Here is a 20,362-nt window from a genome sequence, read left to right on the forward strand (position 1 = left end):
GTCGCAGCATCGAGCCTGTTCTCGGTGGCCGATGCCGAGAGCGATTCGATGACCCAATATGCCTTCTGGGACACCGGCGGCAGCGGACACTGGGTGGTCAATGGCGTGGCGCAGGCGGCCGGGACCGAGATCGACGTGTCGGCGGCGAACCTCTCGCAGGTGAGCTACGTGTTCGGGCCGGCCGGCTCCACGCCGGATACCCTGTACGTCCGGGCCAACGATGGCGACCTGTGGGGGCCATGGAAGGCGTTCACGGCAACGCCTGGGCCCGATACGGCGCCGGCGGTGTCGGCTTCCAACGTGACGGCGACGCATGGGGAGTTCTCGGTCGCAGCAACGAGCCTGTTCTCGGTGAACGACACCGATGGTGACGCCATCACCCAATACGCGTTCTGGGACGCCGGCGGCAGCGGACACTGGGTCGTCAACGGCGTGGCACAGCAGGCGGGCGTCGAGATCGATGTGTCGGCGACCAGCCTGTCTCACGTGAGCTATGTGTTCGGGCCGACCGGATCGACGCCGGATACCCTGTATGTCCGGGCCAATGACGGCGACCTGTGGGGTGCGTGGCAAGCATTCACTGCAACCCCGGGGCCCGATACGGCGCCGGTGGTGTCGGCGTCCAACGTGACGGCGACGCATGGCGAGTTCTCGGTCGCAGCATCGAGCCTGTTCTCGGTGGCCGATGCCGAGAGCGATTCGATGACCCAATATGCCTTCTGGGACACCGGCGGCAGCGGACACTGGGTCGTCAATGGCGTGGCCCAGGCGGCTGGCACCGAGATCGACGTGTCGGCGGCGAGCCTCTCGCAGGTGAGCTACGTGTTCGGACCGACCGGATCGACGCCGGACACGCTGTATGTCCGGGCCAATGACGGCGACCTGTGGGGGGCGTGGAAGGCGTTCACGGCAACGCCGGGGCCCGATACGGTGCCGGCGGTGTCGGCTTCCAACGTGACGGCGACGCATGGGGAGTTCTCGGTCGCAGCAACGAGCCTGTTCACGGTGAACGACACCGATGGTGATGCCATCACTCAATACGCGTTCTGGGACACCGGCGGCAGCGGGCACTGGGTCGTCAACGGCGTGGCACAGCAGGCGGGCGTCGAGATCGATGTGTCGGCGACCAACCTGTCTCACGTGAGCTATGTGTTCGGGCCGACCGGATCGACGCCGGATACCCTGTATGTCCGGGCCAATGACGGCGACCTGTGGGGGGCGTGGCAAGCATTCACGGCGACGCCGGGGCCCGATACGGCGCCGGTTGCAACACCGTCCGCCTCGAACCTCCTGACTGTCCCTGGGCAGACCTTCGCGGCCTCCAGCCTGTTCAGCGCAACCGATGCCGATGGCGATACCATGACCCAGTTTGCGCTTTGGGACACCCAGGGCAACGGACACTGGGTCGTCAATGGCACGGTTGAGCCCGCCAACCAGGAAGTCGACATCACCGCCGCGCAACTTGCACAGACGACGTATGTGGCCGGATCCGGAACGGATCAGTTGTGGGTTCGCGCCAATGACGGCGATCTCTCGGGCGCGTGGCAACCCTTCAGCGTGACGGGAGAGGGCACGGCAATCGTCGCGAGTGGTGCCACGCTGGAATTGCCGGGCGCGTTCGCCAATGCGGTGACATTCGAAGGCAGCACCGGGACGCTCAAGCTTGACAATTCCTCCAGCTTCAGCGGCACCGTCGCGGGCATGACCGCGCAAGACAACATCGATTTCGCGGACCTCAACTTTGCGGGCATTCAAACGCCCACCTTCAGCGGAACAAGCTCAAGTGGCACCCTTACCGTCACCGACGGCACGCACATAGCTAGCATCGTGCTGCTCGGTAACTATCTGGCATCAACGTTTGTGACCTCCAACGATGGCCATGGCGGGACGTCCGTGATTGATCCACCGGTTGCTCAGAACACTCTCGCCCCACCGCAACATGCGTGAGAACGCCAGATGGCGGAGACAAGGTCGGTTTCGAGGACCGGTCGTTTACCTGGGCGGTGAGCGATGCGATGAAGCCCTCGCCGCGGGTCCTCACGAGCGCTACCTTCTCCGGAGCGAACTAGCTGCAATCCCGAACAGTGGCTGATTCATCCAATCTCTGCAGCTGATGCGAATGCATGGGGGAAGATCGAGCGTGAACAGCCCGTGAGGGCGACACAGCTCAGCTTAGCTGTTCATTGCATCCACGGCGGAGGTCAGTCGCAGGTGCGTTCTGACTACGCAAGGGACCTTGCGTAGCCTTCAAAGAACGGCCGCACGAACAGATCAGCGACGTTCTCGACGGTCAAGTCGGGGACCCACACCCGCAGGTCGACGGCAGCGTTGATCATCGATGAGAACATCCATGCGGCCACAACGGGCGAAGTGGTTCTGATCGTGCCATCCGCCATACCCTCGCTGAACAATAGGACGAATCCATTGGTGATGCGGTCGGACTTATGCAGCAGATCGGCGCGAATGTGCTTGGGGAGTGTCATCAGAGCGGACATCGAGAGCAGCGGCGCCTCTCCGAGCAATTGATGCTCGATCAGGTGGACGGTCAACGCCCAGAGTTTCTCTGCCCCCGAGGCTGGGAGACTGGCTGCCTGTTGTTTCGCCGCCTGCACGAGCGCCAGCGAGCGTGCGAAACATGACACGACCAGATCGTCCTTCGCCTCGTTGTGGTGATAGAACGAACCCTTGGTGACGTTCAGCGCAGCCGATATGCGCTCAACCGATGCACCCGCATAGCCTTGCTCATTAAGCACTTTGGTTGCAGCTTTCAGGAAGTCCTCAGCCCGATCATCCCCGTGCGGAGATCGATACGCCAAACCGCGAGGCCGTCCGCCAGCGAGGGGGCGGGGCGACACGCCGTCCAACCATATCTTGAGAACGATGCCGGCTATTGCGTCGTATTCGTCTTCGGAGTGCCGCTCGAGCAACGCCGGCATCCAGAAGATCCAGGAGAAGAGCAGGTGAGCATGGGCATTGGAAACCCGGCTCCGCCTGTCTGCGGGATTGCGCAGCAACTGACGAAACTTGCCGAATGTTTGAGCCATGGCATCGTCAACGGCTGGGTCCGCAAGGACGCGAACCTCGTCGAAACGAACGATCGCAAGCGCACGTCCGGCCGCCACATCCTGAAGATACCGGCAGTAGTTGGACAGGAAGGACTTGAGCCGACTTTCGACGGTTGTTCCGTCTGCCGAAGCGATGAAGCCCTGGATGCGCTCCAGAGACGAAACGTAGCACGCGCTCGCCAGTTGCTCTTTACGGCGGAAATAATATGCAATGCCGGTTGCAACAATGCCGAGCTTGTTTGCAACTTCGACGAAGGTCATTCCTCGCAGGCCGACTTCGTTGATCAACTGGATCGCGACGCCCAGCACCGCCTCACGGCGACGGAAGCGTTTCGGCCTGGATTGGCTCGCAGCTGCCGTCACTGCGACCTACCTTCAAGCGGCATTGGTTCCTTGTCTGACACGCTCGATACCTCACCAGAAGCCGCCCCTTGTACGCGGTCGGCTCGCAACTGGAATCGTCGTACTTTACCGGCATCGTCTCGCAACGGATAGGCAACAATCTCTATGGATCGTGGGCGCTTGTAGCCGGCCAGGCGTTCTGCCAGATGGCCGTTGAGCTCGTCGAGGTCGATTGTTGTGGGGGCCTGCACGATGGCATGAACGCGATGGCCGAGATCCTCGTCGGGAAGGCCGATGACGGCGCTCGTCGCGACGAGTGGATGTTCCTCCAGTGCCGCCTCGACCTCGGCAGGATAGACGTTAGCGCCTCCGACGAGGATCATGTCCGTGCGCCGGTCTGTGAGGTAGAGATAGTTGTCTTCGTCCATCCAGCCGAGATCGCCTAGCGTCTCCCACTCTCCGATCCGCTCGGCACTGGCGCCGATGTAGCGGTATGTCGGCTTCCCGCTGCTGGGCATCCTCAAGTAGACGGTGCCGACAATCCCGGGCGCTAGCTGTCGTCCTTTATCATCGAAAATCGCTATCTCGCCCATGACCGGACGGCCGACCGATCCGCGGCGCAATAGCCAGTCCTGGCCCCCGATGACCGTCACTGCCTGGCTCTCTGTCCCGCCGTATAATTCCCACAGCTTGTCCGCGCCAATCCATCCGATCCAGGCCTCCTTGAGCTGCGGCGGGCAGGGGGCGGCCATGTGCCAGACAGTGCGAAGCGAGGAAATGTCGCACCTGTCCCGAACCTCCTGGGGCAGTTGCCAGATCCGGCGCATCATCGTGGGGACGAGATAAAGCCAGGTAGCGTGGCGGCGCGCTACAATCTGCAGAAGCTCCTCGGGATCGAACTTGCGCATCAATACCAGGTGGGCGCCGGCAAGAATTGCGATAAGAGCCAGCGAGAACGGGGCGTTGTGATGGAGCGGGGCGGGCATCACGGCGATATCACCCCTTTTGATCCCGTAGAAATCTCCCTCATCCGGTTGGACGACACCTGCTCGACCAGACACGATCAACTTCGGTCGCCCGGTGGATCCTCCAGACGTCGGAGCCTTGAGCGCGGGGGAGATCCGATCGGGTAGATCCGTCTCATCGATGGTTTCCCCAATCAGCATCGCCGGCGTCACGTCAGAAGGCCGCGCCACCGCAGCGCGGATCACCACGCGAGGGCAAGCCAGAGACAAGATTGCCTCGAGCTCTTTGTCCGGCAGCTTGGCGGAGACGGGTTGCGGAATGGCTCCAAGCTTCAGGACCGCACACGTCGCGACCACGAAATCGAGCCCGTTGGGCAAGGCAATGCTGACGAAATCCCCCAGGCTGACGCCTCTCGCTGCCAGTGCGTGAGCCATCCGGTTTGATGAGAGGTGCAATTCCTCCCGCGTCAGGGTGACGCCCTCGAAAGTGACACAGTCCGCCGACGGCGAATCCCAGGCAAGATTCGCGATTTTCGCGCCGATTGAGATTGCGTGGGGTGTTTCGATCATCGCGCTGTCTGCCCTTTTGTTGATCTGGATTGCCTCATCATAATCCGCATTCAACAAACCCAAAACAAAAATAAATGGAGTTGAGTTTGTTGCGCCATGCGTCTTGGTCGCGCCGTCCCGTGTGCTATCGGCTTGGTTTTGCCGGGTATTTCGCGAATTAATGCGAGATATAGCGGCCGCTTGCTACGCTTGTGCCGGCGCTTGACGGCGTGATTGTTGGGGTTGTAGAGGATACTCGAAACAAAAATAACATACTCAAAACATAAAATATGACGGGGAGGATGGATCATGGATGGACTTGAGAGAGATTGCGGTGGCGGGCGGCGCGATCTTGGCGGCGGGCGAGCGCGCGGCCTGGCCGATGCTGCAATTGCACGGCCAGCAGTGTGGTTTCACGCGGGGATTGCCGCGTGTGCTTCGCTGGCCCTCCTGGTTGGGACACCGGCGCACGCCGAGACGAAAGACGGCGCGGGGAGGGCGAAGGGGGGCCACCTGCCCGCAAAACAAGTAGCCGGGCGCAAGAAGCCGGCTCAGGCCGCAGCCCCAGCCGCGCCTCCGGCGCAGTCCGAATCTGCTGCGGCTGCAACTGTCTCGCGCGCCTGGTCCGCGGGGCCGAGCTCGACATCGGCGCCATCTGCTGGTGGCGCCATGTCTCCGGAGGTCGCGAAGATGATCAAGTTCGCCGCCTTCGACAAGTTGTCCATGAAGGGCTGGATCACTACCGTTCCGCCCGCTGCGGAATCCATCTTCCAGGATCCCAACGGGCTACGAACGGCGTTGGCCGAATATGGCATCGGCTACGTCGCCTACAGCACGAACACGTTCACCGCCAACATGCTGAACAACGCTCCGCCCAAGCCGCAAACCTATCAAGGGCAGATACCAACGACTTATTCGTTTTCGGAAGTGACGCTCAGCTATGACCTTGGCCGGGTAGGGCTGACGGGCGGCCAGCTCTCGGTCGGAGCCATGTTGACCGGGACAACCTGGGAGCCACTCGGCCCATCCGGAGCCAAGTTTGCGAACCTCTACTACTTCCAGTCGCTGCTGGACGATACCGTGCAGCTTCAGGCTGGCGTGTTCTACAACGCGCAGAACTACCTCGGCTTGCTTGTGGCTGCCAGCATGGCGACGGGGCCTCAGGCCCTTGTCCCCTACGAGCTTGGTCTCTCGCGGCAGGGTGTGCCTGCGCCAGGCGCCAACCTCATGATCAACCTGCCGTACAATTTCTACAACAAGGCTGGCGTGCAGCGGAGCATTTCGCCGGACGGAGCTGACATCGAACAGCAAGCCAATCCAATCGGCATTGGATTCTCCAGCCCGGATGCCAAGGCTCTGTTCATCGATGAGTTCGGCTACAAGACGTTTTCGTCACCCACACAGGGATCGGTCTGGGTCCGCGCCGGCGGCATGTACAATACCTCGCCCTATTTCGACTTTTCCGCCGGACGCAAGACCGACACCAACTGGGGCTTCTACGCGGCGGCTGACGTTCAGATTTCCCAGATCTCGTCCGCCCCCTATGAGGCCTATCAAGGCTACTACGTGGGAGGCTTCTATATGACATCCGATCCCAACAAGAACATGTATCAGAATTATTATGAGGGGCGCATCTACGGCATGGGGATCATTCCCGGGCGCCCGATGGATCAGACCGCCCTCATTCTTGGTTACACCACGCTGAGCAAATCGGCTCTCGACTTTCAGGCGGCACTCACCGGGATCAGACCCTTCGGCGACTATGCGTCGGTAACGGTCAGCAACTCGTTCCGGCTGAATCCGGGCGTCTATCTCATGTTGGGCACAAGCTACAACGTTCATCCGAGTGCGACGCCGCGGCTGAAGAATTCGCTCAACTTCATGGCGAGCTTGACGACCGCATTCTGAGCCGCGCGCCGCGTGGTCCTTGCGGTTGAAGCCGTCAAACCAACTGGCAAAGCACGGTGCGGGCTCACGAGCCTGACCGTGCGCCCCAAAAAGGTTTCCAACATGAATCTCAGAGCGAATTTTGACGGGACTGCTCCTTCACCGATGGTCGCGAATAGGCCGCCGATCAGTCCGGTCACGCGGTTACTCTACGGTGTCGGCTCCCTTGCATTCGGCATCAAGGACAACGGCTTCAATGTCCTCCTGCTGCTCTACTATAACCAGGTGATGGGGCTTTCCGCGCGATTGGTCGGAACCATCGCGATGGTTGCGTTGCTGCTCGATGCATTCATCGATCCGATCATTGGTCACATTTCCGACAGGTGGCGCTCCGCCTGGGGGAGGCGTCATCCGTTCATGTATGTCGCCGCAGTACCGGCCGGACTGACCTATCTCCTGCTATGGAACGCACCGTCAAATTGGAGCCACGCGGCGCTCGCGATCTACTTGCTCGTGACCATTATCGTGGTGCGCAGCTTCCTGGCGCTCTACGAGATACCAAGCTCTGCCTTGGCCGCCGAGCTCTCGAACGATTATGACATCCGAACGGGCCTTCTCAGCTATCGGACGTTCTTCGCCTGGTTCGGCGGTGTCAGTATGGCATTCGTTGCCTTCATCGTCTTCCTTCGGCCAGACAGCGATCATCCTGTCGGCCAGCTCAACCCGGACGGATATGCAAACTACGGAGTTGTCGCGAGCGTCATCATGTGCGTTGCGATTCTCGTTTCTGCAGCCGGTACGCAGCGACAGATTCCCTGGCTTCAGCAGCCTGGACATAGGGCAGGAGGCATCGTCGCTGCCTTAAGAGAGATGGCGGGGAGCTTCTCCAATCGAGCGTTTCTGGTCCTGTTGGCCGCCGGCGTATGCAGTGCCATGGCGGCCGGAATCCAGATTACGCTGAGCACCTATTTCAACACCTACTTCTGGGGCTTCAACTCAGATCAGCTGTCGGTCTTGATGCTGGGAGTGCTAGTGGCGTCGGCCCTTGGTGCAGTCGCCGCGCCAAGGCTGTCGCGCCGTTTCGGCAAGAAACGGTCGGCCATCGCGCTTTGGCTGCTGTCGATCGTCTTCTACTATTGCCCATTCGTTCTGCGGCTGTCGGACTGCTTCCCCGCCAACGGATCTCCACTGCTCCTGCCGGTCCTCCTGGTCACGATCACTATCTCTCTAACATTGATCGTGAGCTCATCTATCCTCACAGCTTCCATGCTTGCCGATGTCAGCGAGGAAAGCGAGCTGTCGACCGGGCGGCGTTCCGAAGGACTGTTCTTCTCGGCAAACACATTCGCGCAGAAATGCGTGTCGGGCGTCGGCCTCTTTACGTCAGGCATGATCCTTACCCTCGTGCATTTTCCTGAAGAGGCAGTGCCTGGTCAGGTTAGTGAGGAAGTCTTGAGAGATCTGGCGCTTACCGCGCTACCCATCCAGGCGGCTCTGTATCTGCTCTCAATCGGCTTGATCGCTGCGTTCCCCATCACGCGCGCGGCCCATGAAGCGAACCTGGCGCGCCTTGCATCGCGCCGATCCGTGGCCGCGCGCCCGGCTTCGCAACAATCAAGTCATAGGAATTGAGTAGCGGATGCGCGTTATTGATGTTCTCAAGAGAATCGGTGGCAGCCAGATCGAGGGCCGCTACGATCGCGAGTTCGAGCCGGTCATGCAGGCGTTCTGCGCCAATTTTGTGGAGCGTGGCGAGCTCGGGGCAAGCGTTTGCGTCTTGCACGAGGGCCGCAAGGTGGTCGACCTCTGGGGCGGGCAAGCAAGTTCAAACGGCGCGCGCTGGACACGAGATACCATCTCGCTGGTGTTTTCGGCGACGAAGGGAGCAACGGCGCTCTGTGCCCATCTGCTGGTTGAACGCGGGCTGCTCGACCTCAATGCGCCCGTTGCCCGGTATTGGCCGGAATTCGCGCAGGCTGGCAAAGAGAAAACAACCGTTGCCATGGTGCTCAACCATACAGCGGGCTTGCCGCACCTCCGGGAGGCGGTCAAGCCGGGCGGCTTCTACGATGCTGCGTACATGACCGATCTCATTGCGCGTGCCGAGCCATTCTGGCCGCCGGGGTCGCAGTGCGGATATCACGCGTTTACGTTCGGATGGATTATCGGCGAGATCGTGCGGCGGATCACCGGACGCAGCCTTGGTAAATTCTTTCGAGAAGAGCTGGCCATCCCAAATGGGCTGGACTTCTGGATCGGACTGCCGGTGGATCTCGAAGACCATGTAGCAGAGCTTTATCAGCCGCATTACGACGAGACGATCCCGTCGTCGCGGTTCATGCTCGCGGCGTTGCAGCAGCCAGACTCGCCGGCACATCTCTTCCTCGCCAATACCGGTGGCTTTGACTTCAGGAGCCGCGAAGGACGCGCGGCCGAAATTCCCGCGGTCAACGGTGTGACCAATGCGCGTGGTCTGGCCGGTCTCTACGCGCTGATTGCGAGCAAGCGGCTGCTGGCGCGGCACGCGATTGCACGCTTGCGCAAAGTGGCGGTGGCAACGAAGGAAGACGCGACGCTCCTGATGCCAACGCGGTTCAGTCTCGGCTTCATGAAGTCAATCGACAATCGCACCCTGCCAGGCACGGATCAGAGCTGCGTGCTCTCCAGCGCGGCGTTCGGTCACGCGGGGGCGGGCGGGTCGTTGGGATTCGCAGATCCGCAAGCGCGCCTGAGCTTTGGATATACGATGAACCTGCTGGGTACCGGACTTCTGCTCAACAGCCGGGGACAATCGCTCGTGGATGCGACCTATCGGGCTCTCGGCTATCGATCGAACCTCAAAGGCGTGTGGAAGAAGTAGGACTCAGATCCCTTCGTTTGCCCGACTTTGCAATCTACTCGAACATGGATCTTCCAACATGCATGTGCGTCAAACATCAATGCCTTTCAGCGACAAGGCATGGTCCCTTAAAGGCAAGGTCGCATTCGTCGCCGGTGCATCTGGCGGAATCAATCTTGCTATCGGCCGCGCGTTGGCAAGTGCTGGCGCGCGGATCGCCGTCGTCAGTCGCAGTCAGGCCCGGATATCGGAGGCCGCCCGAACCCTCCTGGCTGATGGACACGAGGCTATCGGGCTCGTTGCCGACGTGCGGGACTACGGCCCGGTTGATACTGCCCTGGCGCAGACGGTGGAGCACTTCGGAAGCATCGATATCGTGGTATCCGGAGCGGCCGGAAATTTCCTTGCGCCGGCGATAGGCATGTCGGCTAATGCCTTCAGGACGGTTGTCGATATCGACCTGATCGGCACCTTCAACGTGCTGAGAGCGGCATTTCCATATCTGCGTAGACCCGGTGCTTCGCTGATCTCGATCACGGCGCCACAGGGCGCGACTCCGAGTATGTTTCAAGCTCACGCCTGTGCCGCGAAGGCCGGGATCAACATGCTGACGAAATGCCTTGCAATGGAGTGGGGCCCCGCTGGCGTGCGGGTGAATGCGATCTCGCCGGGACCAATAGCGGATACTGTCGGCATGGCGCGGCTGGCGCCTACGGCTGAACTCGAAGCACAGGCGAAGGCGCGAATCCCGTTACGTGACTACGGCACCAAGGACGATGTCGCGAACCTTGCACTGTTTCTGGCGTCCGACCTGGCAAGCTACATTACGGGCGCCATTCTGAATTGCGATGGTGGCGTCAGCCTCGGAGACACTTCCGCGGATGCGGTCAACTTCTCGCGCGATGAGCCCGAGCAAGCGAGGGGGCTCGGCCGTCTGAAAGTCGACGGATCCTAAGTCGGCGGATCCAGCGCGTGTCCGGAAAATCGAGTGATGTCCAGATCTTCCTGCCTCCTCGATGATCTCGACACAAAGAGCTCGGAACCGAACCAAGTGCTCGCGGTCACGTTCGCATGACGGCATACACTACAGGATAGGTCTCAGATAGATGGAAGGTCAGTCATCTTCGACGCGATTGGCGGATCCGGGGGTAGGCTTCGCCGCGGCCCGACATGTGCATCAAAGGCTGAGAGCCTGGCTATTGGATGACGCTGTTCCGCTGTGGACGAGGGTCGGACTCGATGTCGCCGGCAGCTTCTGTGAGGCCATTTCCCAAGGCGGCCACCCCGTGGTGGCCGCCCGGAGGGCCAGAGTGCCGGCGCGACAGATTTATGCTTTGCTCACCGCCAATCGCCTGGGCGCGCGAATGGACGTTCGGCCAGTGCTGCGCAGCGTTGACAGATACCTCGCCGATTTTCAGCGCGCAGACGGCCTCTTTCGGAGTCTGCTCTCACATGACGGTATGATTCTGTCAGATGGAGCGGCGCTCTATGATCAGGCTTTCGTCATGCTTGCCGGCGCTGCGGTGGCCCGGCATTCCCGGCGGCGAGCCGAGCGCCTTGCACATTCGGTGCGCGATTGTCTGATAAGGACATATCGGCATCCCGCAGGTGGCTTTTTAGAGAGCGACCGCCCGTCATCGCTGCGCTATGCGAACCCGCACATGCACCTTCTCGAGGCATGCTTGGCCTGGATCGAGCTTGACGCTAGTGGAACCTGGCATCAGTTGGCGCAGGAGATCGTCGACTTGGCGCTCACACGCTTCATCGGAGCTGGAGGAGCGCTCTACGAATGCTTCAACGCTGATTGGTCACCTCAGGCCGGTATCGCCGGTCGCATCATCGAACCCGGACATCAGTTCGAATGGTCTTGGCTTCTGACCAAGTGGGCTAATTCGACGGGGAATGACGCAGTCTATCTGGTTTCCGATCAACTGCTGAAGATCGGCGAAGAGCGTGGCGTTGCGCGCCCTCGATCGGCCGTCGTCGACGCAATTCTTGACGACTTCACGGTACTTGAGGACACATCCCGGCTCTGGCCGCAAACCGAACGGCTGAAGGCGGCTGTTGCACGCGCGGAGCGCGGGGAAGTAGCGTGGTGGGCCGTAGCCGCCGAAGCGGGCGGAAGTCTCGAGCGATTTCTGCAGACGCCCATCAAGGGGCTATGGTGGGACCGGATGTCTGCGAACGGGGAATTCTCCGAAGCAGCCACGGCGAGCTCACTTTACCATCTGGTATGCGCGATAGATACTCTTGATCAAGCGATCCAGCGGCGCGCGGCGGTGCGGGCATCGAGATCTTCGGGAATTGCGGTGATCGGATGTGGTGCCGGCGACGCTGCCGGCTCCGATACGGGTTAGGAATGATCGACAGGATGGACACGCGCGGGGAAGACCCGGCGGTCGCCCGGGCTCGCGGGCGCTACCCCAGGTACACGCGCGGCCGATTGGAGCGCTTTGCGCAGAGATTGCTGCGCAGGGTTCACTCCGATCGTGTGCCGGTGGTTTCCCTCGAGCTCGCCGGTCCGACAGAACGCATCGGTCTGCAAGAGGCACTGAAGCTCGACTATCGGCCGGTTTCCCTGGACCAGACACTCGGGCCGCTTTGGGCGACCTATTGGGTCCGCGTTGTGGCCGAGGTGCCGGAGAACTGGGCCGGTGCGAGAGTGGACCTCTATTGGGATAGCCGCTCGGAAGCCTTGCTTTGGCTGAATGGCCTTTCGTCACAAGGTCTTAATCCAGGCCGCCACACCGCGACGCTGTCCCGGTCGGCACACGGGGGAGAGCGCTTCACCTTCTATGTCGAGATTGCCTGCAATGGCCTGTTCGGTGCCTTCGGCAACGAGCCGCAAGCGTATACGCTGGCGGCGTGCGAGCTGCGCCGCTTCGATCCAGAAGCCTCGGCATTCTATTTTGATTTTGATGTCCTTCGCCAGCTCGAAGCCGATCGTGATCCCTCGACCAAGTCGAGATCGTACGGAGGCGTCGGCGAGGTTGTGCAACCGGCCTTGGATAGAGCATGGGCCGGCAGGTTGCTCCATGACCTCAACCGTGTATGCAACCTCGCCGACCCCGACGATCGAGCGACATGGCCGCGGGCGCGGGCGGTGCTCCGCGACTTGCTTGCTGCGCGCAACGGCAGCGTAGCCCATGAACTATCGGCGATCGGCCATGCTCACCTCGATACGGCCTGGCTGTGGCCATTGGACGAAACCCGGCGCAAGGCCCAGCGCAGCTTCTCGACGGCGATTGCGCTGATGGATCGCTATCCCGATTTCAAGTTCGCGTGTTCGCAGGCCTATCAATACGCCATCATCGAGCAAAATGACCCCGGCCTGTTCGCGCGGATCCGCGCCAAGGTCCTGGCCGGACAATGGATTCCTGTCGGCGGCAGTTGGGTGGAGCCCGACTGCAACCTGCCCTGGGGCGAGTCGATCTGCCGCCAGTTCCTTTATGGCCAGCGCTACTTCGAGCGGACTTTCGGCAAGCGTTCCGACGTGTTCTGGAATCCCGACGTCTTTGGCTATGACGGCCAGCTGCCGCAGCTTATGCAGCTGGCAGGCATGTCTCGATTCCTGACCCAGAAGCTGTCCTGGAACAAGTTCACCTCGCCGCCGCATCACAGTTTCCACTGGCGCGGCATCGACGGCACCACGGTGCTGACCCATTTCCCTCCCGCGGATACTTACAATGGCTCGGCGCAGGTCGCGGAGCTTCGCTATCACGCGGCGAACTACAAGGACGCTGACCGGTCGGCCGACGCACTCTATCTGTTTGGCTATGGTGACGGCGGCGGCGGGCCCGACGAGACGATGCTCGAGACCTTGCAGCGCGCGAAGGACTTGCAGGGGCTGCCAAGGATCCAGATTCGCACGGTCGACGAGTTTTTCGATCACCTGGCGGTATCAGCTGAAGATCTGGCCACGATCGAGGGCGAGCTCTATCTCGAATATCATCGCGGTACCTACACGACACAGGGAGAGATCAAGCGTCTCAACCGCGCATGCGAGGCCAGCCTTCAGGCCCTCGAATTCGCGGCGACGATTGCGCGTGCATGGGAGCGGCCGACACCGTCGGCAGCGGACATCGAAGGGCTGTGGCGCACGCTGCTGGTCAATCAGTTTCACGACATCGTTCCAGGAAGCAGCATTCGCGAGGTCTATGAGAGGGCAGAGGCTGATCTCGCTGCGGTCGAGGAGCAGGCCAAGTGCCGCACCCAAGCACTGCTGGCCACCTTGTGCGACTCCACCGGCGCCGACTGGACCCCGGTCAACAGTCTCGGCAGCTCTCGCGCCGAGGTTACGTCCGATCCCGAGGGCGCACTGCACTATGTCGTCGCCGCGCCGTTCGCGGCCGGCGAGGCGGCCACGACGGAGGAGTTCGTCACGGTGTCCGCCGATCCGGACGGGTTCGTGCTGACGAATTCGCAACTCAAGGCGCGCATTGATCGCACCGGCCTTGTTTGGTCGCTGGTCCACTTGCCGACCGGCCGCGAGACCCTGGCATCGGCCGGTGCCCGGTTTCTGTTGCTTGATGACAGGCCGCTCGACTTCGAGGCATGGGACATCGATCCTTTTGCGCTGGAGACCGCTCGGGAACTGGCGGGAGAGGTAAACTTCAGCGTCTTGTCGGACGCTGGCCTGAGGGGTGAGGTACGGTTCGAGCGGGCACTCGGAAAAGCGAGCCGGCTCACACAGGTGATCCGATTGGATGCCGGCGCTCATCACCTCGAATTTGAGACCACCGTCGACTGGCAGGAGCGCCGAACGCTTCTGAAGGTGATGTTTCCCGTCGCCTGCCGCGCATCGCGCGCGACCTATGAAACCATGTTCGGCGCGACCGAGAGGCCGACCCACGCCAATACGGATGCGGACGCTGCCAGGTATGAGGTCCCAGGCCATCGCTGGTCGGATATCTCGGGCCCGGATTTCGGCGTGTCACTGTTCAGCGACTCGAAGCACGGCTATTCGACGTTCGGCAATCAGCTCGCGCTCACGCTGTTGCGCGGCGCCACATCCCCCGATCCGAAAGCCGATATCGGGCGGCACCGCATGCGTTATGCGATCTACCCCCATGAGGGCGATTGGCGCGCCGCCGATACGGTCGGGAGAGCCTTGCGTTTTGCGCGTCCGGTGATCTGGATCAAGGGGCGGCCGCATGAGCCATTGCAACAGTCCCTCCTGCGGGTGTCTCCGCCTAACGTGGTCGTCGATACGATCAAGCCGGCCGAGGACGGACACGGCTGGGTGGTACGGCTCTACGAAAGCTCGGGCGTTCAGGCTCGTACGATGATCGATTTTGGCGTCCATGTTGCATCGGTGTGGATGAGCAGCATTCTTGAAGATCGACGTCAGGCCATCCCCACCGGCGGCCGGACCTGCCACCTGTCCCTGCGTCCGTTCCAGATCGCGACACTCCGGGTGTTCCAGGCTGCTTTGGGTGACGACTAGACTAACATTCCATACTCGCTTGCGAGCGCGATGATCGAGCAACGCGCGTCCTCGTCGCGCGGCAATAGCAATCTGCGGGGCGAGTCGAGAAAGTCCTCGAGATCGAGGCTCCTACCGGGAAGCGGGCTGCCGGCACATGAAGGCACCTGAACGTCTGCTCGAAGAGTTCGCCGATGCCATTCACACGGCAGAGGAGGTGAGTGGCTTTGAAAGGGTGGCAACGCGGGTAGCCGAACAGCTGGGCTTTCGCTGGTTTGCTTACCTCGATGTTGCGAGCGGCAAGCCTGCCATCATCTCGTCCTACCCAAGGAGCTGGACGCGGCGATATGCCGAATATGACTATCAGCGGCTGGACCCGGTGATTCGCCGCGCATCCCGCGAAAACAAGCTGTTCGACTGGGGAGGCACAGCTCCCGATCGGACAGCCAACCAGGCAGAGCGCCATTTCTTCGATGAGGCCAGGACTTTCGGTATCAAGGCAGGACTCACGGTTCCCATCAGGGGCGGGTTTGGCCGCACCGTAGCGTTCACGCTCGCCGTGGATGAGAGATCGCGTTCGATCGAGCATCCAGGGCAGGACCTGCTTGAGGTCATTCAGCTGATTGCGTTCTATTTTCATGCGCATCTCTCGGCGCGGAGAGGCGGATACTTGCAGCGTTCAAATCCAGACATCTTGACGCAACGCGAACGCCAATGTCTGGCCTGGAGCGCTCAGGGGAAGACCATGACGGACATCGCCGTGCTCGTTGGCATTTCGTCGCGGACCGTTTCGTTCCATCTTGAGAACGCACGGACCAAGCTTGGCGCGTCGTCGATTGCGCAATGCGTCGCCGAGGCACTTCGCCGGGGTCTGCTCTCATGAGTCGCCGAGAAGGCGGCAGCGCAGCGCTGGATCGGTAAGAATGACTCTAAGTTGAGTTTATCTACCTCGTCCGCGGCTGGATATCGCTAGATCATTCTTCCCGACGTTTGCATCCTGTCAGATTCAACAGGTGAAGCAAATAACACGCTCTGATTGTGTGGTCTCCGCCGGGGGTCGGGAGACTTTGCATGCACGCCGTCGCAATCGAGAGCCATCAGTTTGGAGAGAACGTTGATCTGCTAACGCGGATGTATCAGCTCAGGCGGCGGATATTCCACGATCGGCTCGAATGGGACGTATCTGTCAGTAACGACATGGAGCTCGACGTGTTCGATACGCTCAGTCCATCCTATCTGGCCGTCCTGTCCGATCGCAAGGAAGTGCTGGGATGTGTGCGCCTGCTGCCAACCACCGGCCCTACGATGCTTGGCGATGTATTCGCCTCGTTGCTTGCCGGCGCACCAATGCCACGCGATCGTCGTATCCTCGAAAGCTCCCGTTTTTGTGTTGATACGCAAAGGCTCGCAGATACATCGACCGGGGGACTGAGCCGTGCGACCTTCATGTTGTTTGCTGCCATGATCGAGTATCTGCGACGCACTGAGTCCTGCTCGATCGTTACCGTCACCGATGTCCGGATGGAGCGAATTCTTCGTCGGGCGGGATGGCCTCTGCAACGCATAGCGCCACCGCGGCCGCTCGGCAGAACGATGGCGCTAGCCGGGTACTTGCACTGCAATGACAGCGCATTCTCTGCATTATGCCGACAGGCGGATATCTCATCACCCGTCCTGGGCATTCCCATGGAATCGGAACAAGCCTGAGTTGGCGCCCTCCGCAGGCCGAGCAGCCGAAGCTGCAAGGGACGAACGGCCATCCTTGCCGACAATAGCGTAATGCTCGGCGTGTCGTGGCAAGGAATTGCCTGAAGTGGATTGGTTGCTTGTATGCTGGCAGATCCTCGAACGAGCAGGGTTGTCCTTGTGAATCCTGCGCGGGTCTTGTCAGCGGGTGAAACCTGCGAGCGGGCGCGAAAGGCGAGAGAAAGCCTGAGGCTTCTTGCTGCCTGCCATGAGTGGTTCGCTGTCCGGGCCTTCGCTATTGGAGACCTCGGATCGACTGCCTTCGATCCATCGATCTGCCGTCTGTCGAGTGACACGCTAGACCTTTGGACGGATACTGAATTCATCGGTGATATCGATGCCTCGCAGGGCTGCTGTGTCCTCCTGGGTGGGGGCTGGATCGACGAGGACATCCTCATGCTCGCGCTGCAGGGCGCGTGGCTCGGCTACGATGTGCGATTGCTGATCGATCTGTCGTGCCAGCGGTCCGAGGGCGACGAGGCCCTGGTGATCAAGCGGCTTGTGCTTCACGGCATCATACCGACGACCGTTCGCCAAACCGTGCTGGAGTGGTCCGTTCAGATCGGCGACCGGGATCTCAGGCAATTGGTAAGACAATTCTTGGGCTGACCGGGTGATGAAGACGGTCGCGCATTTCGCGGCGGCGGCGCTGAGCCGGCCTCAGGCGGCCGGCGCTCTCTTGTTTGCGGCCCCCATCGGCGGGGTGGGCGGTGCTCTCGTATAGCCCCGAACCGGCAAGCCGCAACCGCGCTCCGATCAATTCCCACTTAGCAACCTTGTCTTTGACCGCGGTCCTCCGCTGCCGCTCCGGCCGTTCCGGTGCGGCTTGCCTCTGCGTTCGGGGCCGTCCGGTCGCTTTCGCCGCCCACCCCACCTCCGGGGACCTGCGCGGGGAAGAAAGCAAGGACGAGAAGCATGTCAAACGAGCAAGGCCGGCGCGCGGAGAGGCCGCGCGCGACGCTTTATCAAGAAGTCACCGACCGGATCGTTTCCGAACTCGAGCAGGGCATTGTGCCGTGGGTGCAGCCTTGGGGAAGCGGTGTGGAGCAATCCGCCATAGGCCTGCCGCGTAATGCTGCGACCGGCTGGACCTATTCCGGGATCAACATCCTGATCCTGTGGGGCAGGCTGTTCGACGAAGGCTATCCCTCGCAGCAGTGGCTCACCTTCCGGCAGGCCATTACGCTTGGTGGAACGGTTCGCAAGGGCGAACATGGCGTCGGCATCTGCTATGCCGACAGGTTCGTGCCCAAGGAGCGCCGGACGGAATCGCGACGAGATCCGTCTGGCGCTTCGAGCGAGGTGGTCGAGCCGCAAGCGGTTGCGTTTCTGCGGCGCTATACCGTCTTCAACATCGCCCAATGCGACGGCCTGCCGGACCATTGTCACGACCAGGCATCGCCTCTGCCCGAACGAGAGATCGTGCCGGAGGCCGAGGCGCTTGCTCGCGCAACGCTTGCTGATATCCACCACGGCGGAGACGAGGCCTATTACGAGTGCGAACGGGACTACGTCCAGCTGCCGCCGCAACCGGCCTTCTTCGACCAGATCAACTATTACCGCACTCTGTTCCATGAGCTCGGGCATTGGACCGGGCACGCCAGCCGGTTGAAGCGCGATCAGACCGGCAGTTTCGGGTCCAAACCCTACGCCAGCGAGGAACTGGTCGCCGAGATGACGGCGGCATTCGTCTGCGCGACGCTCTCCATTTGTCCGACGGTCCGGCATGCCGACTATATCGGCAACTGGATCGATGTTTTGCGCGGCGACAACCGGGCGATCTTCCACGCCGCAAGCAGGGCTTCAAAGGCCGCAGACTTCCTGCTGGCCTTCCGCCCGCAGGTTCTCGCGGTCTCAGCGGCAGCCGTCGATGCGTCGGACATGACCGCCAACGGCGCGGCCGACCATCTGCAACGGCCAGGTTGACGCAGGGAGGGAAGAGCAGAGGCGGCGGTGACGCTGTGCGTGGCGCGACCGCCTCACGCTCATGACGCTTGGAGCGGCCGACGGCCGGATCGATTCGGCCAAGTGGAGGCGAGCCTTACCGATTCGCCCGCAGAGACCTCCGCCGCAACCGCTTGTCGGGAGGCCCCGAGTCGTGAATCAAACCCTAACGCCCGGGGAAATAAGCTTGCGGCACCGGCACAGCGACTCAGACTATGAATCCGGCTCGATCCACGGAAGGAACTGGACGGAGCCGGGCCATGCCAAACGCATTCAGCATCTTTGTTGACGGCCGTGCCATGGTGAAGCGGTGTGTGGCGCAGTTTTTAGTCGGAGGGGCGACGCTCACCGCGACGCTCGTGATGCTGCTGCGGGTCGTGTCCTCGCTGACCGTCGGAGGGCCATAGGCAGCGGGTCCGGACATGTGCAAACCGGCCATCCGGGAAGATCGCGTCAGCGCTGACCATGCCACCGGAGCTGCAGCGAGGCAGTACCAGGTTGAGGGGGGTAGGCAACTCGCAAGGCGCGCCTTTGCGCTGCTCGTGATGGCCGCGACACCGGCCGATTGGGCGCGCGCCGGCGACGTCGCCGGGCAGGCGAGTGTGATCGATGGCGACACCATCGAAATCCATGGCACGCGCGTGCGCCTCTACGGGATCGACGCGCCAGAGCACGACCAGCTCTGCCGCGATCCGCACGGCGGCCACTACCGCTGTGGGCAAGTGGCCGCAAACGCGCTGGGCGCCTTTATTGGCAGGCAGACCGTGGCCTGTGTCGAGGTCGACCGCGACCGGTACGGGCGGTCGGTCGCCGTCTGCAGCGTCGGCAATATCGACCTTGCCGACTGGCTGGTGCGCGGCGGGCTTGCGATCGACTGGCCGCGCTACAGCAAGGGTGACTACGCGCCGGCTGAAGCCGTGGCGCGAAGCAAGCAAAGCGGCATGTGGAGCGGACGATTTGTCGAGCCCTGGCGCTATCGTCAATGCGTCGGCGCCGGAGGAGGGCCAAATGCCTGCTCCGCCGAAGAGATGGGCGGGCAGCGATAGCGAGCAACCGTCAAGGGCAGATCGGCGGGACCGCAGCGAACGACAGCCGCCGCAAGAAGGATCCGCAACAGGAAGCAAGGAAACCGGACCCATGTGCATCAATCCAGTGGCTCTTGAGCCATGTGCACATGGGGCCGGCCTGATCGTCGCCGCGGCTCGGAAAGGACAGCTTGCGATGCATCCGGCCTTGTCATCGCCACGATCGGCGGGACTGGCAAGGCCGCGGCGGCCTAAGCGTGCGGAGAAACCGCGCGCTTACTTCTTCATCTTCTTGGTCTTCTTGGCGACCTTCTTGGTCGCCTTCGCCGTCTTCTTCGCTTTCTTGGCTTTCTTGGCCATGTCGTCCTCGTGCTTGGTTGGCTTGACGAATGTGCGGGCGCCGGGAGCCGGTGCGCGCACCATCAAGCTAATACGAAGCTAGCAAGATTGTTACCACGTCAGGTTAACGCGTTGCGGACTGATCAGTGATGCTGCGTGCCGCTGATGCTTTGCGGATGCGTGAGGTGCTGCATCCGTTGCCTGCCGTGGCGCTTCTCGATTTGTCGACGCATCGC

The 20,362-nt window shown here is 61.6% G+C and carries 16 protein-coding genes; 13 read left to right on the forward strand and 3 right to left on the reverse strand.

The window, feature by feature from the left end:
* Positions 1-24 precede the first annotated feature (24 nt).
* On the forward strand, positions 25-1,947 hold the full coding sequence (locus FBZ93_RS31905) for a hypothetical protein (protein ID WP_146991399.1): 1,923 nt from the start codon (positions 25-27) through the stop codon (positions 1,945-1,947).
* Between the two features lie 275 nt (positions 1,948-2,222).
* Here the strand turns inward: FBZ93_RS31905 and FBZ93_RS31910 are convergent, their stop codons facing one another.
* Positions 2,223-3,428, reverse strand: coding sequence for a TetR/AcrR family transcriptional regulator (locus FBZ93_RS31910; protein ID WP_146991400.1), 1,206 nt, complete (start codon positions 3,426-3,428; stop codon positions 2,223-2,225).
* The gene (locus FBZ93_RS31915; protein WP_146991401.1) at positions 3,425-4,942 is read right to left on the reverse strand and encodes an AMP-binding protein; all 1,518 of its coding nucleotides are present in this window, start codon (positions 4,940-4,942) and stop codon (positions 3,425-3,427) included. Before FBZ93_RS31915 ends, FBZ93_RS31910 begins: the two co-directional genes overlap by 4 nt.
* 288 nt (positions 4,943-5,230) lie before the next feature.
* Between FBZ93_RS31915 and FBZ93_RS31920 the strand changes: the two genes are divergently transcribed.
* The 12 genes from FBZ93_RS31920 (at position 5,231) to FBZ93_RS31970 (ending at position 19,808) form a co-directional block, all read left to right on the forward strand.
* On the forward strand, positions 5,231-6,829 hold the full coding sequence (locus tag FBZ93_RS31920) for a carbohydrate porin (protein WP_146991402.1): 1,599 nt from the start codon (positions 5,231-5,233) through the stop codon (positions 6,827-6,829).
* 78 nt (positions 6,830-6,907) lie between these two features.
* On the forward strand, positions 6,908-8,440 hold the full coding sequence (locus FBZ93_RS31925) for an MFS transporter (RefSeq protein WP_146991403.1): 1,533 nt from the start codon (positions 6,908-6,910) through the stop codon (positions 8,438-8,440).
* A 7-nt stretch (positions 8,441-8,447) separates the two neighbouring features.
* Positions 8,448-9,668, forward strand: coding sequence for a serine hydrolase domain-containing protein (locus FBZ93_RS31930; protein WP_146991404.1), 1,221 nt, complete (start codon positions 8,448-8,450; stop codon positions 9,666-9,668).
* A 58-nt stretch (positions 9,669-9,726) separates the two neighbouring features.
* Positions 9,727-10,602, forward strand: a complete 876-nt coding sequence (locus FBZ93_RS31935) for an SDR family oxidoreductase (RefSeq protein ID WP_246667735.1) — start codon at positions 9,727-9,729, stop codon at positions 10,600-10,602.
* A gap of 151 nt (positions 10,603-10,753) precedes the next feature.
* The gene (locus FBZ93_RS31940) at positions 10,754-12,004 is read left to right on the forward strand and encodes an AGE family epimerase/isomerase (protein WP_146991405.1); all 1,251 of its coding nucleotides are present in this window, start codon (positions 10,754-10,756) and stop codon (positions 12,002-12,004) included.
* Positions 12,005-12,006: 2 nt separating this feature from the next.
* Positions 12,007-15,093, forward strand: coding sequence for an alpha-mannosidase (locus FBZ93_RS31945; RefSeq protein WP_167529308.1), 3,087 nt, complete (start codon positions 12,007-12,009; stop codon positions 15,091-15,093).
* A 136-nt stretch (positions 15,094-15,229) separates the two neighbouring features.
* Positions 15,230-15,955, forward strand: coding sequence for a helix-turn-helix transcriptional regulator (locus FBZ93_RS31950; RefSeq protein WP_146991407.1), 726 nt, complete (start codon positions 15,230-15,232; stop codon positions 15,953-15,955).
* A 188-nt stretch (positions 15,956-16,143) separates the two neighbouring features.
* On the forward strand, positions 16,144-16,779 hold the full coding sequence (locus FBZ93_RS31955) for an acyl-homoserine-lactone synthase (RefSeq protein WP_246667737.1): 636 nt from the start codon (positions 16,144-16,146) through the stop codon (positions 16,777-16,779).
* A 123-nt stretch (positions 16,780-16,902) separates the two neighbouring features.
* The gene (locus FBZ93_RS31960) at positions 16,903-17,427 is read left to right on the forward strand and encodes a hypothetical protein (protein ID WP_146991408.1); all 525 of its coding nucleotides are present in this window, start codon (positions 16,903-16,905) and stop codon (positions 17,425-17,427) included.
* A 306-nt stretch (positions 17,428-17,733) separates the two neighbouring features.
* On the forward strand, positions 17,734-18,744 hold the full coding sequence (locus FBZ93_RS31965) for an ArdC family protein (protein WP_146991557.1): 1,011 nt from the start codon (positions 17,734-17,736) through the stop codon (positions 18,742-18,744).
* 278 nt (positions 18,745-19,022) lie between these two features.
* Complete coding sequence (locus tag FBZ93_RS40840) at positions 19,023-19,169, forward strand: hypothetical protein (RefSeq protein ID WP_167529309.1); 147 nt, start codon at positions 19,023-19,025, stop codon at positions 19,167-19,169.
* Between the two features lie 138 nt (positions 19,170-19,307).
* Positions 19,308-19,808: a thermonuclease family protein gene (locus FBZ93_RS31970; RefSeq protein ID WP_146991409.1), complete on the forward strand. Its 501-nt coding sequence runs from the start codon at positions 19,308-19,310 to the stop codon at positions 19,806-19,808.
* A 255-nt stretch (positions 19,809-20,063) separates the two neighbouring features.
* Here the strand turns inward: FBZ93_RS31970 and FBZ93_RS41135 are convergent, their stop codons facing one another.
* On the reverse strand, positions 20,064-20,210 hold the full coding sequence (locus FBZ93_RS41135; RefSeq protein WP_208764087.1) for a hypothetical protein: 147 nt from the start codon (positions 20,208-20,210) through the stop codon (positions 20,064-20,066).
* Positions 20,211-20,362 lie beyond the last annotated feature (152 nt).

It is taken from the genome of Bradyrhizobium macuxiense (assembly GCF_007993935.1).
Classification (GTDB): Bacteria; Pseudomonadota; Alphaproteobacteria; order Rhizobiales; family Xanthobacteraceae; genus Bradyrhizobium; species Bradyrhizobium macuxiense_A.